15 protein-coding genes are annotated in these 19,529 nt (G+C 59.6%); 5 read left to right on the top strand and 10 right to left on the bottom strand.

Annotated features, from left to right (window positions below; translation table 11 throughout):
• The 7 genes from MRBLMR1_RS19470 to bglB all read right to left on the bottom strand — a co-directional run bounded on the left by MRBLMR1_RS19470 (position 1) and on the right by bglB (position 9,117).
• Positions 1 to 1,098, bottom strand: a complete 1,098-nt coding sequence (locus MRBLMR1_RS19470) for an ABC transporter ATP-binding protein (protein WP_148144124.1) — start codon at positions 1,096 to 1,098, stop codon at positions 1 to 3.
• 9 nt (positions 1,099 to 1,107) lie between these two features.
• Positions 1,108 to 2,160 (bottom strand): carbohydrate ABC transporter permease, encoded by a 1,053-nt coding sequence (locus tag MRBLMR1_RS19465; RefSeq protein ID WP_148144123.1) that lies wholly within the window; start codon positions 2,158 to 2,160, stop codon positions 1,108 to 1,110.
• Positions 2,160 to 3,164, bottom strand: coding sequence for a carbohydrate ABC transporter permease (locus MRBLMR1_RS19460; protein ID WP_183688471.1), 1,005 nt, complete (start codon positions 3,162 to 3,164; stop codon positions 2,160 to 2,162). The genes MRBLMR1_RS19465 and MRBLMR1_RS19460 overlap by 1 nt, the downstream gene beginning before the upstream one ends.
• A 211-nt stretch (positions 3,165 to 3,375) precedes the next feature.
• Complete coding sequence (locus MRBLMR1_RS19455) at positions 3,376 to 4,644, bottom strand: ABC transporter substrate-binding protein (RefSeq protein ID WP_183688469.1); 1,269 nt, start codon at positions 4,642 to 4,644, stop codon at positions 3,376 to 3,378.
• Positions 4,645 to 4,694: 50 nt separating this feature from the next.
• Complete coding sequence (locus MRBLMR1_RS19450) at positions 4,695 to 7,175, bottom strand: hypothetical protein (RefSeq protein ID WP_500065745.1); 2,481 nt, start codon at positions 7,173 to 7,175, stop codon at positions 4,695 to 4,697.
• Between the two features lie 14 nt (positions 7,176 to 7,189).
• Positions 7,190 to 8,026 (bottom strand): 5-dehydro-4-deoxy-D-glucuronate isomerase, encoded by an 837-nt coding sequence (gene kduI, locus MRBLMR1_RS19445; RefSeq protein WP_148144119.1) that lies wholly within the window; start codon positions 8,024 to 8,026, stop codon positions 7,190 to 7,192.
• The gene (gene bglB, locus MRBLMR1_RS19440) at positions 8,026 to 9,117 is read right to left on the bottom strand and encodes a beta-galactosidase BglB (protein ID WP_183688465.1); all 1,092 of its coding nucleotides are present in this window, start codon (positions 9,115 to 9,117) and stop codon (positions 8,026 to 8,028) included. Before bglB ends, kduI begins: the two co-directional genes overlap by 1 nt.
• Before the next feature lie 145 nt (positions 9,118 to 9,262).
• On the opposite strand from bglB, the gene MRBLMR1_RS19435 reads away from it, so the two are divergent.
• The gene (locus MRBLMR1_RS19435) at positions 9,263 to 10,312 is read left to right on the top strand and encodes a LacI family DNA-binding transcriptional regulator (protein WP_148144117.1); all 1,050 of its coding nucleotides are present in this window, start codon (positions 9,263 to 9,265) and stop codon (positions 10,310 to 10,312) included.
• A 765-nt stretch (positions 10,313 to 11,077) separates the two neighbouring features.
• Here the strand turns inward: MRBLMR1_RS19435 and MRBLMR1_RS19430 are convergent.
• Together MRBLMR1_RS19430 and MRBLMR1_RS19425 are read right to left on the bottom strand one after the other, a co-directional pair.
• Positions 11,078 to 12,943: a TRAP transporter large permease subunit gene (locus MRBLMR1_RS19430; RefSeq protein ID WP_500065742.1), complete on the bottom strand. Its 1,866-nt coding sequence runs from the start codon at positions 12,941 to 12,943 to the stop codon at positions 11,078 to 11,080.
• 78 nt (positions 12,944 to 13,021) lie between these two features.
• Entirely contained in the window at positions 13,022 to 14,080 is a 1,059-nt protein-coding gene (locus tag MRBLMR1_RS19425; RefSeq protein WP_500065740.1) for a LacI family DNA-binding transcriptional regulator, read from the bottom strand.
• A gap of 100 nt (positions 14,081 to 14,180) precedes the next feature.
• Between MRBLMR1_RS19425 and MRBLMR1_RS19420 the strand changes: the two genes are divergently transcribed.
• The 4 genes from MRBLMR1_RS19420 (at position 14,181) to MRBLMR1_RS19405 (ending at position 18,365) form a co-directional block, all read left to right on the top strand.
• On the top strand, positions 14,181 to 15,203 hold the full coding sequence (locus tag MRBLMR1_RS19420) for a TRAP transporter substrate-binding protein (protein ID WP_148144114.1): 1,023 nt from the start codon (positions 14,181 to 14,183) through the stop codon (positions 15,201 to 15,203).
• Positions 15,204 to 15,278: 75 nt separating this feature from the next.
• A complete protein-coding gene (locus tag MRBLMR1_RS19415; RefSeq protein ID WP_183688461.1) occupies positions 15,279 to 15,818 on the top strand; it encodes a VOC family protein in 540 nt (179 codons plus the stop codon).
• Between the two features lie 7 nt (positions 15,819 to 15,825).
• Positions 15,826 to 17,097, top strand: coding sequence for a RuBisCO large subunit C-terminal-like domain-containing protein (locus MRBLMR1_RS19410; RefSeq protein ID WP_500065737.1), 1,272 nt, complete (start codon positions 15,826 to 15,828; stop codon positions 17,095 to 17,097).
• Positions 17,094 to 18,365, top strand: coding sequence for a four-carbon acid sugar kinase family protein (locus tag MRBLMR1_RS19405; protein ID WP_500065735.1), 1,272 nt, complete (start codon positions 17,094 to 17,096; stop codon positions 18,363 to 18,365). The genes MRBLMR1_RS19410 and MRBLMR1_RS19405 overlap by 4 nt, the downstream gene beginning before the upstream one ends.
• Positions 18,366 to 18,398: 33 nt before the next feature.
• Here MRBLMR1_RS19405 and dld read toward each other — a convergent pair whose 3' ends face one another.
• Positions 18,399 to 19,415 carry a D-lactate dehydrogenase gene (gene dld, locus MRBLMR1_RS19400; protein ID WP_500065733.1) on the bottom strand — a complete coding sequence of 339 codons (1,017 nt, stop codon included), beginning with the start codon at positions 19,413 to 19,415 and terminating at the stop codon, positions 18,399 to 18,401.
• Positions 19,416 to 19,529 lie beyond the last annotated feature (114 nt).

Genomic DNA, 19,529 nt, shown 5'->3' with positions numbered 1-19,529 from the left:
TTACGCCCCGCTTCCCGGATGGGTGAACAGGCGGTGGCCATTGTCATCAAATACATGCAGGACCGGTTTCGACAGGTCGAAATGCACCCTGTCGCCCGCGTTCAGCTTCTGCTGGCCCGGCAGGACCGCCAGCAGCTTTTCGCCGCCGATATCGCCATGCACAACGGTTTCCGATCCCAGCGCCTCGACGAGATAAATCTTTGCCACCGGATGTTGCGGATCGTTGCTGACGACCAGATGCTGCGGCCGGACACCAACCGTCACCTTGTCGCCCACATGCAGCTTCGCATGCCCGGTCTGCAGGTCCGCACGATAACCACCGGCGAAGGACAATGTCGCCGAACCGGCGGACACGGCCAGCACATCAGCCTTCAAAAAATTCATGTGCGGCGCGCCCATAAAGCCCGCCACGAACCGGTTTGCCGGCTCGTTATAAAGCTCCAGCGGCGTCCCCACCTGCTCTATCTTGCCGGCCCGCATCACCACGATGCGGTGCGCAAGCGTCATCGCCTCCACCTGATCATGGGTGACATAAATCATCGTAGACCCCAGCCGCGCATGCAGCGCCGCCAGTTCCGCACGGGTCGAAACACGCAGTTCGGCATCAAGGTTGGAGAGCGGCTCGTCCAGCAGGAAAGCCGTCGGGCGGCGCACGATTGCGCGGCCGATGGCGACACGCTGGCGCTGCCCCCCGGAAAGCTGCCCCGGACGACGGTCCATATAGGCCTCAATCTCCAGCATGCGCGCGGCTTCGTTGATGCGATCTGATATCTCCACCTTCGGCATGTTGGAGTTTTCCAGCCCGAAGGCGAGGTTCTGGCGCACGCTCATATGCGGATAGAGCGCATAGGACTGGAACACCATGGCTAGCCCACGATCGGCCGCCGTCACCTCGTTGACGCGCTTGCCGTCAATCTGGATTTCGCCGCCCGTCACCTTTTCCAGCCCGGCAATGGTGCGCAGAAGCGTCGATTTTCCACAGCCGGACGGGCCGACAAAAACGACGAATTCGCCATCCTTGATATGCAGGTCGATGTCTTTCAGGACCGCGAGTGCGCCAAAGGATTTCTTGACGACGGTGAGTTTGATTTCGCCCATCGGTGTCCCTTACTTCAGGCCGGTGCCGGCAATGCCGGTGGTGATGAAACGCTGCAGGAAAATGAAGACCAGCACGACCGGGATCATGGTGACGACGGTCATCGCCAGAATAAAATGCCATTGCACATTGAGTTCGCCGGAATAGATGCTCAGGCCGACCTGCAGGGTGTAAAGCTCACGCCGCGACAGCACGATCAGCGGCCACAAGAAGTCGTTCCAACGCCAGACGACCGAAAAGATCGCCAGAACCGCCAGCGCTGGCGCCGTGAGCGGTAGCACGATGCGCCAGTAGATTTGCCATTCCGACGCCTTGTCCATGCGCGCCGCGTCGATCAGTTCGTCGGGAATGGTCAGCATGTATTGCCGCAGGATGAAGACGCCGGTCGGCGTCGCCACGGTCGGCAGGATGACACCCCATAGACTGTTGAACAGGCCGAGTGTCGAGATGATCGAATAAAGCGGCACCATGATCACCGACAGCGGCACCATCAGCGTCGCGAGGATGACGAGCATGGCGAGCGAGCGGCCCTTGAACTCGTATTTAGACAACGCGAATGCCGCCATGGAATTGACCACCAGCGTGATCACCGTTGCCACCACCGTCACGAAAACCGAGTTCCAGAGATAGCGCAGAAAATCGAAATGCACGAAGGGTTCGGTATAGTTTTCCGTGGCGAACGACATTGTGCGCACCGGGGCGCGGTCGTTGATGTTGACCTTGAAGATCTCGCCCGGCGCCTTGGGATCGACCATCTGCGCCACCAGTCCGATACGCCGCACTTCGGCGAGAACCCGCGTCGAACCGTCCGGCATCTTCGCGTCATAGAGCATCAAAGGCTTGTCGTAGCCTTCGACGGTCGCCTGACTGGTGACATAGGGCAGGATCGATGGCGGGAATTCTGCCAGCGCGGCCGGGGTCTTCAGCGAGGAAAACACCAGCCAGACGGCAGGGCCGAACATGATGATCAACCCGCCGACCAGCCAGACCCAGGTAAAGACATCGGTCCAGTGCCAGCCCTTGCCGCCTTTCCGGCGCAGGATGAAACGCGCAACCTTTCCCATCAGCGTTTCCCCTTGTTTTCGCCGCGCGTGCCGATGCCGAGCTGGATCAACGTCAGCACCACCAGCACACCGCCCATCAGGATGGAGGCGGCGGCCGCCAGACCCGGATTGCGCAGCGCCGAGGCAAAGCCGGTTTCATAGATATATTGCGTCAGGAACAGGGTACTCGTGCCCGGCCCACCGCCGGTCAGCACGTAGATTTCGTCAAACACCTGCACGGACTTGATCAGCGCCAGCACCACGACGACCAGAAGGTTCGGTGCCAGAAGCGGCAGGGTGATGCGCCAGAAGACGCGCGCCGGCTTGGTGCCGTCCATCTCCGCCGCCTCATAGAGATCTTTCGGGATCGCCTGAAGGCCCGCCAGAATGATCAGCGCGTAAAACCCCATATGCGCCCAGAGCGACACACCGATCGTGGCGGCAAAGGTCCAGCTGCGGTCGGTCAGCCATGTGTATGGGTCCATGCCGAACTGATAGAGACCAAAATTCAGGAGGCCCTGACGCTGCAGAATCCATTTCCAGATCAGTCCGACCACGACTGGCGACAGCAGCACGGGAAAGAAGAATACGGCGCGCCAGAATGACCGGGCGGCAAGTTCGCGGTTGAGGATCAACGCCGTGATCAACGCCGTCAGGATCATCAGCGAAACCTGCAGGACCACGAACCAGAACGTGTTTCCGACGGCGGTCCAGAAGGCATCCTCCTGGCACGACATCGGATCGAGATAGTTCTGGCATTCGAACAGGCGCGAATATTGCGCGCCGCCGATGAAGTCGCGTTCGGAGAGGAAAAAGGCGGTGCCGCCGGTCATCGAGTAGACGAAGTTGATGACGAGAGGCAGCAGCACGAAAATGCCGAAGATCAGCATGTTCGGCGCGAGGAAAAACGCCGCCATGCCACCGATGCCGGTCGCCTTTTGCAGGCGGCGCAGCGGCGCATCGATGATGCGCATGATGGCGTTGATGGGTGCCATCAGGATGGCGGAGAGAGATGGTGTGGTCATGGTCGTGTCTTCTCCTCCATTACCGTCGAATTTTGTCGTTTCGCCACCTCCAAAATGGGAGGGCATATGAAGCCGGGACAGTGCGCCCAGCCGATCTCCCCCCTTGAGGGGGAGATCGAAGGGAGCAAGAGGCACTGCCTCACCTCCATCTGCAAAGGCCCTCGGCCTGCGGAAAGATCAGCGGGGCGCAGCGCCTCAACTTCAGCACTAACTACTTGCCCGCATCCTTAACCTTCTGGGCGATATCCGCATCGATGCGCGTAAACGCATCATCGATCTTCAATTCACCCGCCAGCGTCTGGCCGATGCGGGTAACGATCGCCGCATAAACCGTGTCGGACCAGCGCCAGCCCGGCAGTTTCAGCGCCGCTTCGGATGTTGTCTTGGTGGATTCCACGAAGACATTCAGCGCGGCCTTGGCCTGTTCATTGTCAGACTTGAAATCGAGACCACCCTTGTCGACCACCGCCTTGTGGCCGGGCAGGAACAGCGTGCGTTCGGAAAATTCCTTGACGATTTTTTCCTGCGCGAACCAGTCCATCACGGTGGCGACGTCCTCCTGGTTCTTGGTGTATTTCACCGCCACCAGAGCGGCACCACCCGGCATGCCGGTGCAGGCGGCCGGGCCGCAGGGGCTGCCGACCGCAACCCAGTCGAAGTTGTTACCGATCTTGGTGGCAAGGTTTGCCACCTGCCAGGAACCGGAATAATAGAAGGCGAGCTGGCCGTTGATGAAATCGTCGGCCGCAGCGCGATAAGTGCTGCCGGCAGCGGACACCCAGACATCCTTGCTGACGGTGCCGTCGTCAGCCCAGCCGACAAATTTGGTGAGATAGTCCTTCGCACCCTTGTCGAGCGGTGCCGGCTTGCCGTCGGAGCCCACATAATTGGCGCCATAGGAAAGAAGTGGCGCGGTGATGCGATGGCCGGAGCGATCGATCGCCATGGCGAACGGCACCTGTTGACTTTCCTGCACCTTCTTCGAGGCGGCAGCCCAGTCTTCCCAAGTCGCCTTCGGACCGGGGATCGGCACGCCGGCCTGATCGAACAGGGTCTTGTTGGCATAACCGCCGGTCAGGGTGATCTGCGTCATGAAACCGGAAATCTGGTTGGAACCGTCCGGCCGCATCCAGTCCGCCTGGCTGCCAAAATTGTCGTCCCAATATTTGGCGTCCTTCACCAGCGGGCGCAGGTCCAGCCAGTGTTTCGACAGTTCCTTGATGGCGGTGACGCGGGCGATATCCGGCCCGTTGCCGGCTTCCAGCTGCACCGGCAGCTGTTCCTTGATGACGCTATAGGCAACATTGTCGAGAATGACGTTGATGCCGGGATTTTCCTTCATGAAACGCCCGACAAGGTCTTTCATCACCTCGCCTTCGACGCCATCGGAATACCACATGATACGCACATCGCCGGCATGGGCCGCCGTCGAGGTGAGAAGCGCGAGCGCAAGGCCCGCCACAAGCGATCTGGTCTTCATGCACGTTTCCTCCCATTGTGGACAAGGCCTCCCAACCCGTCCGGTGACGACTAGACGCCAAGCAAGATTGCTTCGCCCCTCACGCTGTAATCCGTCCGCGTTATCACGCGGCCTTCAGCCTCCACGGAACCATCGGCCCCGAAACGAACGCTACCATATTCCGGGTCTTCGACAATGATGACACCATCCGGCCCATGTTCGGCGGCCAGATCGCCAAACCGGCTTTCCACCGAGGTCAGATCGCCGGCCTCGCAGACACGCACGATCCAGCGGGTTTTCTGGCCGTATTGCCGCAATTCGGCACCGGCCGAAGGGCCATCATCTGTGGCGTGAAGATTGGAACCGGCTCGTAAAAGCACGGCCCCCTCACCCGAACGGGCAAGTGCCAGACTGCCCGAAACGCGGCTTTCGTCGAACTCGGCCTTTGGGAACCAGGCATGGGTAAAATCCGGCTGTTCCTCATAAGTGGTGAATTCCACGACGGCGAGGCCGCGATATTGCTGCACGCGAGGAATGGTGCCGCAACCTCCCCAATAGGATGGACGCCCGTAACCGAACTGGATCGTTTCGCCCGGATGGTTGATCCAGATCGCCGCTTCCGGCTTGTCACCAATGCGCAGATGCAGCACGGTTTCCTGATATCCCCATTCGTCCCAGCGGTAATGCACCGTCGATCCCATGGCGAAATTTTTGCCCTTGTAATGATAAAGCGCCGCAAACGCGTTTTCGCCCTGCGCAAACCGCCATTCTTGATGGTCGGCGCCCTTGTGATCGGCAATTGCTGCAAATTCATCGGGGATGACCAGCCCATGGTCGCGCAGGCAGACAGCCATCTGCGGCAGGCAGTGCACGCGGCGGCCATAAAAACCCTTGCCCCAGAGCAGGCGGGCAACCGCCGAAAGCTCCAGCGAACGACCGGCGCAGAGCGTATGTTCGTAGGACCGCCCCTGCGCCGCTGTCACCATGCCATGATGCGCCGAACGGGCAATGATTTCGGCCAACCGCACGATGCCGGCCTTGGCGCGGTCAGCGATATCCTTGTCCGGAGACAGGGCTGCCAGCGCCGTCAGGCCTTTCAGATCGATCGGGAAATAGGGAGCCGAGTTGAACTCGGCCATCTCCCAATGCTCGAAATGGTCGAGCCATGCCCGCACGCGCTCCGCGCCAACCTTTGCCTGCTCCGAACCCTTGCGGCCGGAACGGACAAAAGTCGCTTCGGGGAGCAGATGACCGGCGAGATATGCGGAGGTATGAAACAGCAGCGCATGGTTTTCCGAAAAATACCACTGCACGTCATTGCCCGGCTCATCCATCCAGTAACGATAGTTCAGGATGGCGGCGTCGATGCGGGCGCGCGTCTTGTCGTTGATATCGCCGCCCCATGTCGTGCGCGACCAGATCAGCGGAACCAGCGAAAAATCGGCGCAGTCATGGCAATCCTCGATTGATGACAGGATTTCCTCAATCATCGCATCGGTGTCAGCGCCACCACGGCCACTGGCCAGCCGGGCAAAGGCGCGCACCGTATCGCGCTCGGAATAATTGGACACCTCGGTCAGCGTTTCCGTGATCCGCTCGGAGAGCGACGCCGAGGCCTCACCCTGACGCGCCGCATGGCAGATTTCCACGCCGACCGACCGCGAGGCGACAAAACCGCGGGCATTCAGCGTCACGCGCAGATGGCGGAAATCGGCAGGCGCGTTTTCCGATGGCCCGACATTGAGAGTGCCGACACCGGCCGGAAGCTCGAAATCGTAATCGAAGCGTTCCCGCGACATGAAATCGCCTTCGATGGCGACATTGACCTTGGCCTCCACCGGCAAGGCCTTGGCAAACAGCACGGTGATATCACCACCGAAATAGTGCTGGCGATCGAGATGCATGCCGTCCAGCGCTTCTTCCAGACTGTCCGCCACGGCTCCCGCGACCGGAACCGGCAGGGCAACATTGGCGACGGGGCCGGAAAGATAATCGAACTGGTAGAAATAACGGGCATCACGTTCGGCGAGATCATCGAAGAAAAGCACGATCTCATTAGGGCCGGCGCTCAGCTCCAGTTCGAACTCCTGCTTGGCTTCGAGATTGCGGCTATAGGGCGCCATCCAGCCCACTTCCGAACCGTTCAACCAGAGCACGGCGCCGCCGCAGGTGCCGAGCCGGATCTTTGCAGTGCCCGCCGTCTCCGCTTCGATATAGGTGCGCGTCCATGTGGCGAGCCGCGTCGGGCGGAACCAGAAACCGGAAAGGTCGAGCCGTGGCGAGCCGAAGGGCAGCCACCAGCGCGATGCCTCGAATTCACCGCGCACATCCGGCCTTTTGCCGCGATAGGTTTGTGCAAAGATGGTGCGGCAGGGATATTCATGCGGAATGAAGTTCTTCACCTTGGTGAGGAAGAAGAAGGGGTCCATCTCGCCCTTCATCGGCGCGTCGGGCACGTCGAACCGTTCCTCGGCGATGCGACCAAGCTGCCAGTAGCGAACGGCATCGCCCGGCTTCAATGTCTTGCGCATCCAGTTCTGTTCCGGGTTCATCTTCGCCTGCCGCCTTATCTGAGTTCGCTGAGGGCCACCGGGGCCACGTCGTTATATTCCTGGTTTTCGCCGGTCATGCCCCAGACGAAAGCGTAGCCATCGGTACCCGCGCCCATATGGATCGACCATGCCGGCGACAGCACCGCATCGAGATCCTTGACCAGCAGATGCCGCGTTTCCTCCGGCCGCCCCATCAGGTGGATAACACGCTCTTCCGGTGCCAGATCGAAATAGCAGTAGGCCTCCATGCGCCGTTCATGCAGATGCGGCGGCATGGTGTTCCACACACTGCCCTCGGCAAGATCGGTAATGCCCATCAGAAGCAGGCAGGAAGGCGCCACCTGCGGGTGGATATACATCCGCAGGTTCCGCTTGTTTGAGCGTTTCGTATCGCCGAGATCGAGCGGTTTCGATTCAGCCCGTTTGATCAGCAGATGCGGGATATCCGCGCCTGCCGGAACCGAATTCATGTAGAACCGCGCCGGCTTATCCACCGAATGACTGGCGAGCGAAATCTCCCGCGCACCCCGGCCGATATAAAGAATATCGCGGTTTTCCAGCTCGAATTCTTGGCCATCCACCGTGATCGTGCCGCTGCAGCCCAGATTGGCGACGCCCATTTCGCGCGCCGAGAGAAGATAAGGCGTGCCGATATCCTTGCCCGAACCAAATGTCAGCGTCGCATCGAGCGGCACTGCGCCGCCGAGGATCAGGCGATCGACATGGGTATAGGTGAAACTCACCTCACCCGGCTGAAAAAGGTCCTCGACCAGAAATTCCTTGCGCAGCCGCGCCGTATCAAAACCTTTGATGTCATCCGGACCGGCGCCATACAGAACCTTCATCACCATCAAACCTCTCCTTCGACATGGCGCAGCGCCTCGGACAGGCACAGGATCGCAAGCGCCTGTCCGTAACCGGTCGGCTGGATCGGGATGTCGCGATAAAACTGCAGGTCGTGGCCCATGCGGGTGCCGTAGGAAACATTCAGCACGGTGCCGGTCTCATCGATATTGGCCAGCAGCGCCTCGACGGCCCGCAAACCAGCCTCGCGCCATTCCGGCGTGCCGATACCCAGCCGATGCCCCTTGAGCAGGCCATAACCAAAACCGGCCGTCGCCGAGATTTCCTCATAGGATGTCGGATCGTCCAGCAGCGTGCGCCATGCGCCGGATGCCGTCTGCAACTCGAGGAGCGCATCCACCTGCGCCACCAGAACGCCGGTCAAAAAGTCCTTCACCGCTGCCGGAATATCGGCGAGATCGAAAAGATCGAGCATGCCCGCAGTGATCCAGGCATTACCCCGCGCCCAGCGCGCTTCCGCAAAATTATGATGTCCCTGAAAGGTCCAGCCATGAAACCACAGGCCGGTCTTTTTGTCGGCGAGATAACGGGTATGGACGAGAAACTGCTTTATTGCCTCATCGACCAGTTCGGTGCGGCCACTGGCCTGACCATAGGAAGCGAGGAACAAAGCCACCATATAAAGCGTGTCGTCCCAAAGCTCGTCGTCATTGACCTTGTCGGAGACGTGATGCGCAAAGGCGCCTTCCCGCGTGCGGTCCATTTCGGTCACCGCGCGGTTCGCCCACGCATCCAGCACCGGCTGCCAGCGCGTATCGCGGGTTTCGCGCCACAAAACCGAAAGGCCCAGCATCGGCGCCGTCGTATTGACGTTGAGTTTCGGCAGGCCAGCCTCGATGCGGGCGGCATACCAGTTCTCGATCAAAATCTTGAGGTCGTCGCGACCTGTGAACTGCCACAGCCGGATCAGGCCATAAAGACCAACGCCCTGCGGCCATTCCCAGCTGTCGAAGGAAATGTAATCGCCGGCCGAACCATCGAGATTGGGTTCGTGAAAACGACCGTCATCGCGCAGGCCGGTCATGCCGGTGACGAGCAGATCGAGTTTGTCACGGATATGCCGGGCAGAAAGGCCCATGCCAGTCTCCTCCTCATCCGGCGCCTTGCGGCACCGGCTCCTCCAATCCGCTTCTCCCGAGCGGTGACGGGATGTAAACATCGGATTTGCGATTGCGCAATCTGAAAATTTTTTGCAGTCTGGTGACGATTACTGGAGAGGACCGATGGCAGACGCAGCACTTCCCAACAAACGCGGCAAGAAGAGCCGGCGTGTGCGGCTGGAAGATATCGCTGAAAAGGTCGGTGTTTCACTCAGCACAGTGTCGCGCGCCCTGACCGGTGAAAAGGGTGTGCGCGACGATATCCGCCAGCGTATTCTGGAAGCCGCAAAGGACGCCAATTACCCGATGCCGGCACCCGTGCCAGGCAAGAAGATCGTCATTGCCGCCTCGAGTGCAGCCATGATCGATTACGTGCGCAACCAGTTCACCCTGCATGTTCTCGAAGGTGCCCGCGACCGCGCAAACATGCTCGGCCTCGATATCATCACCCGCCCGATTGCCGATGCCAGCGACGAACGTTCCGTCCTCGACGAGGCAGGCAGCGACCCCGACGTGACCGGCCTGTTGTTCCTGACAGTGGACGACGAACGCATGCTGGCCGCCACCCGCGCTTTCGACAAGCCGGTCGTGCTGATCAATGGCGACGATCCGCATATGCGGCTGTCGAGCGTCACCCCCTGCAACCGTTCCGCCGCGCAAATGGCCACCGACCGCCTGCTCGATCTCGGCCACCGCCGCATCCTCTTCCTCATGCGCCCCGGCCGCCGCACGATCGAACGCCGTCAGGAAGGTTTTTGGGATGCCTTGCGCCACCGCGGCATCACCCCGACACCGGACATGACCGTCACCGTCGACGACTGGTTGCCGGAACTGGCGACACAGGCGATCACCGAGCGTATCGCCCAAAAAGGCCTCGATTTCACCGCCATTCTGACGGCCGGCGACAGCCTTGCGGCCGGCGCGATGATGGCCGTGCAACAGGCCGGTTACAGTGTGCCAGACGATGTGTCGGTGATGGGCATGGACGACCTGCCACAGGCCGCCTTCCTCAACCCGCCGCTGACCACTGTGCATATCCCTATGCGCGAAATCGGCATGACGGCGGTCGACCTGCTGCGCGACCTCTGTTCCGGCGTGCCGGCTTTGTCACGCCGCATCGAGCTTGCCTGCCATGTGGTGGAAAGACGATCGGTCGCCGCAACTAACTCCTAAGCCTACTGGAGCTTTTCGGGCGACCCAGCTGCCAGGAGCAATGCCCGTATTCCGGTACCACCAGATGACATCCCCGATGAGGATAGAAGCGCAATTCTATCTTCAGGGACTGGCTTCCGCTCTTCACACCGTCACCTCCCAGACGACGGGGATGTGATGGGAATCGAACCTTTGAACTATTTATTTGTCATGACTGGGAGGCAAGTGAGCGGTCCCCAGCTCAGAATTGCGAGATATCTTAGGGTAGTGTCCTCATAGAGAGGGTTCATCTTGTTGACTGGGTGTGGTCACTCTCAACGGAAATGCTGCGCGAACATCTCTGCAAAGACAAATCGCAAATAGAGTTTCAGTTTTAGCCGATGGGCCTATCGCTAGCGCAATCTCGTGGAGCAGTTCTCAACCGCCTTAAGGAGAGGCGCGGCTTGGACGCACGATATGATAGGCGGGCAGACGACGATCTCGTAGCGCTCAAGCTTGCAGCAACAAGGACATGGATCGCATCAGCTAATAACCCGCATCCTAGTGAGCCGAGCCCCGGTGGCTGCACTTGCTGCATTCAAACTTAGAACCTGATGAAGGTCTCGCGGGATGAAAAACACCGGCCCGTCATTGCATGACTACAATATGCCGAAGTTCGCCACGACCTGCGCTCGCAGCGATTACGGCTTTGGTTAACATAGCGTGCAATTCGCCCCCGTTCATCCCAACCAATCACCTCAACATCTAACCGTCTGCCTACATCGAAACACCACTTTACCCGCTTAGCTAGAGGAATGCGGTAGACAGAACGGGAAACACTGCGATCAGGAAGAGACCAATGAGCAGCGCGCCTATATAGGGCCAGATTGCCTTCATTGCTTCGTCAGGTGCAACGCCCCCGATCTTGCAGGCAATATAGAAACCGATGCCGATCGGCGGCGCGATCAATCCGACATTCATCGCGGTGACGACGACCATGGAGTAGTGCACGTCGTTGATGCCGAGGGTTTTGGCTATCGGAAACATGATCGGTGCCATCAGCACGATCGCCGGAAGGCCTTCCAGCACACAGCCCAGCACCATGAAGATCAGGACAGTCACGCCCATGAATGTGAGCCAGCCGCCGGGAAGGTCCGTCACCGCTTGCGCCAGCTTAAAGGCGAAGCCCGTCTGGGTGAGTGCCCACGCCATTGCCGAGGCGCAGCCGAGAATGATCAGGATCGCGCCGGACAAGGCCGCAGTCTCGACTAGCATGCTGTAGAGTTTCTTGAAGCTGATACCGCCATAAAGTGTCGCACCGATAATCAGTGCATAGAGGACAGCTATGGTGGAGACTTCGGTTGCAGTTGCGACGCCGCCGCCGACGGCGCTGCGGATGAGGAACGGTAAAAGCAGGGCCGGCGCCGCGATGACGACCGCCTTCCAGACCGTTTTGACGGATGCTCGCCTGACACCTTCCATCGATTCATGCCTTGATTTCCATCGGGCAAGAACGGCCAGCACCAGCAGCAGGACCATGGCGATGGCAAAGCCGGAGGTGAACAGGCCGGCAATCGAGACACCTGCGGTCGAACCCAGCACGATCAGCACGATCGAGGGCGGAACCGTCTCTGCCATTGCAGCGCCGGTCGCCAGTAGCGCGATCATTTCCGGCGGCTTGTGGCCGCGCCGTTTCATCTCCGGAAACAGCGCCGGCGCGACCGTCGCCATATCGGAGACTTTGGATCCGGAAATGCCCGAGACGAGAAACATGGAACCGAGCAGGACATAGGACATGCCCGCCTTCACATGACCGAGCAGCGAGGCAAGCACCTCGACGATCGCCTTGCCCATGCCCGTCGCATCTAGCACGCAACCAAGCAGGACGAAGATCGGAACGGAAAGAAGGATGATGCTGGACATGCCCTCATCCATGCGTCCGATGATGACGAAGGTCGGCATGGAGGTGGTGAAGGTCAGAAAGGACAGCGCACCGAGACCGAAACAGAAAGCGATCGGCACGCCCATGGCCAACAACAGGCCCACACCGAAGACGAGGAAGACGACGATATTCCAGTTGCCGAAATAGGCGAATACCGGCTCAAGCGCAAAAAGTGATCCTCCGGCAGCTCCAACAACAACCGCTGCGCCGATCAACATCCGGGCGTTACCGATGCGGACGCCGTGGAGGATGACAGTGGCCAGCATGAGCGTCAACCCGACGGGCAGTGCCGAAGCGCGGTAGCTCATCGGGATCAGCAGGGACGCAGATGTGACATAGCTCTCCTCAATCGCGTAATCGAATGCGGGATAAAGCAGACTGCCCAGGAAAACGGCGGTGAGAAGCAGACCGATCGTCGCGACGAATGCCTGTTTCCGTTCATCGAGGAGATGCAGAAAGACCGTCAGGCGCAGATGTTCATGCCGGTCGATGGCGATTGCGGCACCAAGCATGGCAAACCAGAGAAACGCGAAGGATGCGCTTTCATCCACCCAGATAAGCGGCGAGGAGAACACATAGCGTGCGGTCACGCCGACCAGCAGGACAGCTATGATGAATGTCAGCAGAACCGCACAGATAATCTCGACCGGCCGCATCCAACGCGAGCCCGGCACCGACTGCTGAAGCTCCATCGCCGGCAGGTCGTCCATCACTTCGGAACTCATCGCCATCTCTCTCCTCCTCAATGGCAACCGGATCACCAACTCCACCTCCTCCAGGCCGAGCGGTAATCCGGGTCTAGTACAGGTTCACGGCAGGTTCTCCCGGAAGATCACCTCGCTGCGCAGCGGGTCGATATCCTCTTCGGCAGGCCTACCTTCTCGTAGATTGTTGAAGACCCGGATAGCGCGATTGATCGTCTCGCCGGGGTTCTGGGTAATCACCGCATCCATGGTGCCGTCGATCAGGAATGCGCGGGTATCCGGCGTCAGGCCATGACCGATGAAGACTAAGGATTGCTCACGACGCGCATCCCTGATTGCCTTGCCGACACCGCTCGCACCGCCACCAATATTGTAGATGCCGGCAAGATCCGGATGCTGGCTCAGCAACATTCGCATCTGCCGGTAATTGAGCGCCTCGTCGTCATGCCCCTCACGGATGCCGACGACCTCGATATTCGGATGGCGTTCCTGCAGAACATGAAGGAAGCCCATCTCGCGTTCCTCATGGGCCCGGTAACTCAGGCTTCCAGCGATCATGGCAACCTTGGCCGGTGCATTGCCGACGAACCGCGCGATCAGATATCCGGCAAGCCGCCCGATCGACCGATTGTCGAGACCGAGATACATCGAGCGCTGGGCATTGGCGATGTCGGAGATCAGCGTTACAGTCGGCACGCCCTTTCCCGCCAGACGATTGACCGCTTCGCGCACCGTCGGATGTTCTAGCGCCATGAAGGCGATGCCGTCGGCGGATTTTCCATGCCTCAGCATTGCAGCGGCCAGCGCATCTGGGCTGAAGCTCTTGATGTATTCGACTGTCGGCTTGATGCCGTTCTTCTGGAAAAGCGGTGTCTGCTCGACAACCAGTTTGCCGAGATGAGTGAGATAGCGGTTCGTTCCGGCCGGAAGCAGGAACGAGATATATGCCGGCGAGGTCACTGCCGCCTCCCCCAGCAGATCGCCTTCGACATATCCGAGTTGCGCGGCCGATCGCATCACGCGCTGCACCGTCGGCGCCCGAACACCCTGGCGCCCGTTCAGCACACGGTCGACGGTCGCCGTCGATACACCGGCATGTTGGGCAACATCGACAATCGTCGGGCGCCGACTGATTTCAGACGGTTCGGTTGATTCTAGCAGCATCGAAACACATCAAATTACATCAGATTTCATGTTTGACTTCATCATTCATATGATTGATTTTCGTCAATGGGAAGAGACTTTTTCATAAGGGAGGGAATAGATGAAAACGACATTGAGCCGCCGCACGCTCCTCAAGGGGCTGACCGCTGCGCCGGCAGCGGGCGCCGTATTTTCAATTCCGCGCCTAGCCGGAGCAGCTGAGATTCAGCTCCGCTATGGCAACAACCTACCGCTCAGCCATCCGCTGAACATCCGCGCCAAGGAAGCAGCCGACCGGATCGCAAAGGAAACCGACGGCAAGGTGGAAATGCTGATCTTTCCGGCAAACCAGCTTGGTGGCGACACCGATATGCTGTCGCAGGTTCGCGGCGGCGCGCTTACCTTTTTCACGCCTTCCTCGCTCGTCATCGCCACGCTGGTGCCGACCGCTGCTCTCAATGCCGTCGGCTTCGCCTTCAAGGATTATGCGCAGGTATGGAAGGCGATGGATGGCCCGGTCGGCAAGCTCGTGCGCAGCAAGATCGAGGGCTCGCGCCTCTACGCGCTGGAAACCATGTGGGACAACGGCTTCCGCCAGACGACCACCAGCGGCAATGCGATCACCAATGCCGATGGCATGCAGGGCCTGAAGATCCGCGTGCCGGTAAGCCCGCTTTCGGTCGACATGTTCTCCGCACTCGGCGCGTCGCCGACCAGCCTGCAGTTCAGCGAAGTCTATTCTGCTCTGCAGACAAAGGTGGTCGATGCTCAGGAGAACCCGCTACCGATCATCCAGGTCGCGAAGCTCTATGAAGTGCAACAAAACTGCGCGCTCTCCAACCATATCTGGGATGGCTACTGGTTCATCGCCAATGGCCGGCAGTGGTCCGATTTGAAGGACGACGTCAAGACGATCGTGGCGCGAGCAATCAACGAGGCCGGACTGCAGCAACGCCAGGATATAGCCACTCTAAATGCGGGCGTGCAGGCAGATCTCGAGAAAGCCGGCATGAAGTTCAACAAGGTCGAGACGGAGACATTCCGCGCCAAGCTGAAGACGGGCGGCTTCTATTCCAAGTGGAGCAAGGAATTCGGCGACGAAGCCTGGGGCGCGCTCGAAAGTGTCGTCGGCTCACTCGCCTGACCTTGAAATATACGGCGGCGGGCGAACACCTGCCACCTCCATCAATTTCAATCAGAATTACGAGCAAGACATCAGATGAGCCGTTTTTTTGGAAAGATCCGCCAGGCGGGTTATGTCGTGGATGATATCGAAGCGGCGATGCAATACTGGAGCGATACGCTGGGCGTCGGTCCGTTCTTCTACAAAGAGCGGGTTCCGATCGTGAACTACCGCTATCGCGGTGAAAGCCACGAGCCGCACAATTCCGTGGCGTTGGCCAATTCAGGCGAGCTACAGGTCGAGCTGATCCAGACCCGCAATGACGTGCCTTCAATGTACAAGGACTTTCGCGACGCAGGACATCGCGGCCTTCAGCATGTCGCTTACTGGACGGACACCTTCGATGCAGACCTCGATCGGCTGACACAGCAGGGCTACAAGGTGGTGATGGAAGGCGAAGTCGGCGAGAACGGCCGCTTCGTCTATTTCGATACGCATTACCATCCCGGCACCGTCATCGAACTGTCGGAAGTCGCAGGTCCGAAGGGTCGCATGTTCGACGCGATACGCAAGGCTTCGGAAGATTGGGACGGCAGTGTCCCGGTTCGTCCCTTCCCCGACCTCTCGAAGATTTGAGGCTCCCGTGACGGATACGCATTTTACGGCGGATTACCTGATAGAGACACCGCTTCCACTCGAGAAAGTGGCGGAGATCATGGCCGGGGAGCAATCTTCTGGCACGTTCATCCGTGTCGAGGGAGAGACGGACGATCTGCGCGCCCGCGCGCGTGCGGAGGTGCTCGAGGTGGTCGATTTGGGGGAGATCGGCCACCCGACACTGCCGAGCGCGTGGCTTATTCGCCGCGGCATCACCACCAGGCCGCATCGAGCAACCGTCAGTATCCGTTTTCCGATCGACAATATCGGCGTCAATCTTGCGGCACTTGCCTCGACGGTAGCCGGCAACCTCTACGATCTCGGCGAGGTCACAGGCCTTCGGCTAGAGAATATAACTCTGCCAGCCTCCTGGCGCCGACGATACCTCTTGCCGAAACAGGGCATTGCCGGCACCCGCAGGCTGACGGGCGTTTCTGAAGGACCGATGATTGGTTCGATCATCAAGCCAAATGTGGGATTAACCGCTGAAGATACGGCAGGGCTGGTCGGTCGGCTCTGCGATGCCGGCGTCGATTTCATCAAGGATGACGAGATTTCCGCCAATCCGGTCCACGCCCCCCTGAGCAAACGCATCCCTGCAGTCATGGCAGCGGTCAAACGCGCTGAGGACAGGCTCGGACGGCGCGTCATGATCGCCTTCAACATCACCGACGAGACGGATGCCATGCGCCGCCATGCCGATCTGGTCTCAAGCGAGGGCGGCACCTGCGTCATGGCCAATCTCAACTGGTGTGGCTTTTCCGCAGTCGAGACGCTTCGGCGTTCGACCGATCTGGCGTTGCACGGCCATCGCAACGGTTTCGGCGCCTTGTCACGCTGCGATGTTCTCGGCATCGGCTTCGATGCCTATCAGGTCCTCTGGCGATTGGCCGGCGTCGACCACATGCATGTCCATGGGCTCGACGGCAAATTTGCCCAGGAAAACAGGGAGGTCATAGAAAGCACGGCCATGTGCCTGAGCACACTCGACGATCAGTCCGACGACCGCGTGCTTCCCGCCTTTTCGTCGGGCCAATGGGCTGGCACAGTTCCTGTCACATGGAAAGCGGCGAGCGGTGACGACTTCCTGTTCATGGCAGGCGGCGGCATCATGGGTCACCCGAGCGGCCCTGCTGCGGGCATCGAAAGTATCCGTGCAGCCTTTCATGCCATGAAGAATGGCAAGACGCTCGAAGACGCCGCCGACACGTCGGAACCACTTCGCGAGGCTCTGGAGTTTTTCGGTAAGGCCGCATGAGTGTCAACTTTAACGCTCCCTTCTACGGCTGGTATGGCGACGACTTCACCGGCGCCACGGATACGCTGGCGACACTGTTCAGCCGAGGCGCGAAGGCATTCCTTTTCCTTGGCGTCCCTTCGTCCCGCCATCTCGCGATGGCTGGCACACTCGACGCCGTCGGCATAGCCGGTTCGGCGCGCGCCATGACGCCAGCCGCAATGGAAGCCGAGCTCCGCCCGGTCGGACAATTCTTTGCACGATCGGGCATAAAAATGCTGCACTACAAATGCTGCTCCACCTTCGACAGCGCCAGGAATGTCGGCAATATCGCAACAGCAATGACCGTCCTGCGCGGCTTCGTCGATCAGCGGCAGGCCGTGATCCTCGGCGGGCAGCCGTCTCTTGGCCGTTATTGCGCATTCGGAAATCTCTTTGCCTCGATCGGAACGGAGGCAGCCATTCATCGCCTCGACCGCCATCCGACCATGAGCCGGCATCCTTCGACGCCGATGGCGGAAGCGGATCTCAGGCTTCACCTGCAGCAGCTTGGGGCCGACGCAGTCGGACTTGTCGACTGGACCACGCTGGAAAACGACCGGCTTCTCGCCAGTGACGAACCGAACATTCTCTTCGATGTCCTCACGCAGAAGCATCTTGCAGCGATCGGGACTGAACTGAAACACCGCGCGCGGCAGGGTTCACTCCTTGTCGTCGGCGCAAGCAGCGTGGCGGAAGCCGTTTACGGCGACAGATTATCCCCTGTTGTCGAGCCACAAACGACGGTTACTGGGCCGGTGCTTGCCATCGCAGGTTCGCTCTCGCCATTGACGCGTCGACAGGTCGAGGCTGCGACATCCTTCATCCGCATCAGCGCCGATGCCGGCAGGCTCGTCGAGGAAGAAAGCTATCGGGAGGGTATGGCGACGCGGATCGGCTCTGCGCTCAGGGACGAGCGCAATGTGCTTCTGTCGACTGCGCCGCAGGATCCGGCTTCGATTTCCAGTGCGGATACGCGGCTGGCTCAGACGGTCGGTCGTTTTGCGGACCGACTGCTGAGCGAAGTCCCGGTCCGACGCCTGATTGCGGCGGGAGGCGATACATCGAGCCATATGGCGCAAAACCTCAACCTCTGGGGCCTCGCCTATGGCGGTCAACTTTCGCCGGGCGTCTCGCTTTCTATCGGCCGCAGCGACGATCCGCAGCGAGACGGGATAAGGCTGATGCTTAAAGGGGGACAGATGGGAAGCATCGATCTATTCGACAGGTTTGCCGCTGGTGTTGCGTAAGCACTGGTTCACGATGATTAGTCGCGCAGCACATCAATTGCACACTATCGCCTTGTCGGCCGAGGACTGGGTGCCATCACCGCATTGGCAGGTCTCCCGGTAAAATCGGTTCCGAGAGGTCTTCCCGATACCCGGATTGAAACTGTTAGTCGGATCACGTGATCTGTAGTGCTCCGCCAGTGCCGGCTTGGCGCGGTAGATATGCCCGACATTGTGCTCGGCAGGATACTCCGCACCGCGCGCATCGAGGCGCTCCAGCATCATCTCCTTCAGTCGTTTGACGTCCGTTCCTGGCTTGACGATGTAATCCTGATGCAGGACGTGGCAGAGGAAATGTCCGTAATAGAGCTTCTTTTCGATATGCCGGTCGATTTCGGCAGGTAGCTGCTCAAACCATTCGGCGTCATTGCGGCGCAGTGCGATGTCGAGCGCAAGAACATTCTCTCGCTGCAAGCCGTGAACCGCAGCGTAGCGGATGGCGGCACCCGCTGCAGCGAACCTATGCAGCATCGCCTTCTTGCCTTCCTCCGCATCGAACAGAAACCAGGAATTAGGGCCTACATTCCTGTTCAGCGCCTGTTCCACCTCTCCTGCCATATGTCCTGGGATTTTCATAATGAGGTGATGCTCGAAAGCCTCGCGATGTGCGAGAATCCGCTTGGGCAACGCTTCGGGCAGAAAATCAGCGAGCCCTTGAAGCAGACGGTCGGCAAGATTGTTGGGCAGAAAGGATGCTTTAGCCAGCCACGCATCCATCGCACCTTTCAGAGCAAAGAATGTAGGAAGACGGTCTGTTCCCCACCGGTCGATCATCAGCAATGTGTCTTTGCCATATCGCCGGGTCACGTCAAAACAGTCCCGATGCAGGTATTCGCCACTGATCGGAAGCTCGGAGAACTCCGTCAGCAGACTGCGCCGCAGCCCCGTCAACGCGGCGGCGTCATTGGTGCCGATATAATAGACGCGTATATCGGCATCGACCGGAAACGTATCCAGTCGCACAGCAAAAACGGCAAGTTTCCCGGCTGATCCTGAAGTATTGCGCGGCAATCAGGATGAGACGCGGGCGACAATCTGGATGAGATTCTTAGGTCGCGGTCGGGATCAAGTTATCACGCTGATTGCCGCTGACAAGTTCTTCGTCATTTTCTGATTGCCGCTCCG

Origin of the sequence: Neorhizobium sp. LMR1-1-1.1, assembly GCF_040675795.1 — a bacterium.
Lineage (GTDB): Bacteria > Pseudomonadota > Alphaproteobacteria > Rhizobiales > Rhizobiaceae > Neorhizobium > Neorhizobium cellulosilyticum.
The sequence above is the reverse complement of the archived record's forward strand: the minus strand, read 5'-3'. Positions and strand labels throughout refer to the sequence as shown.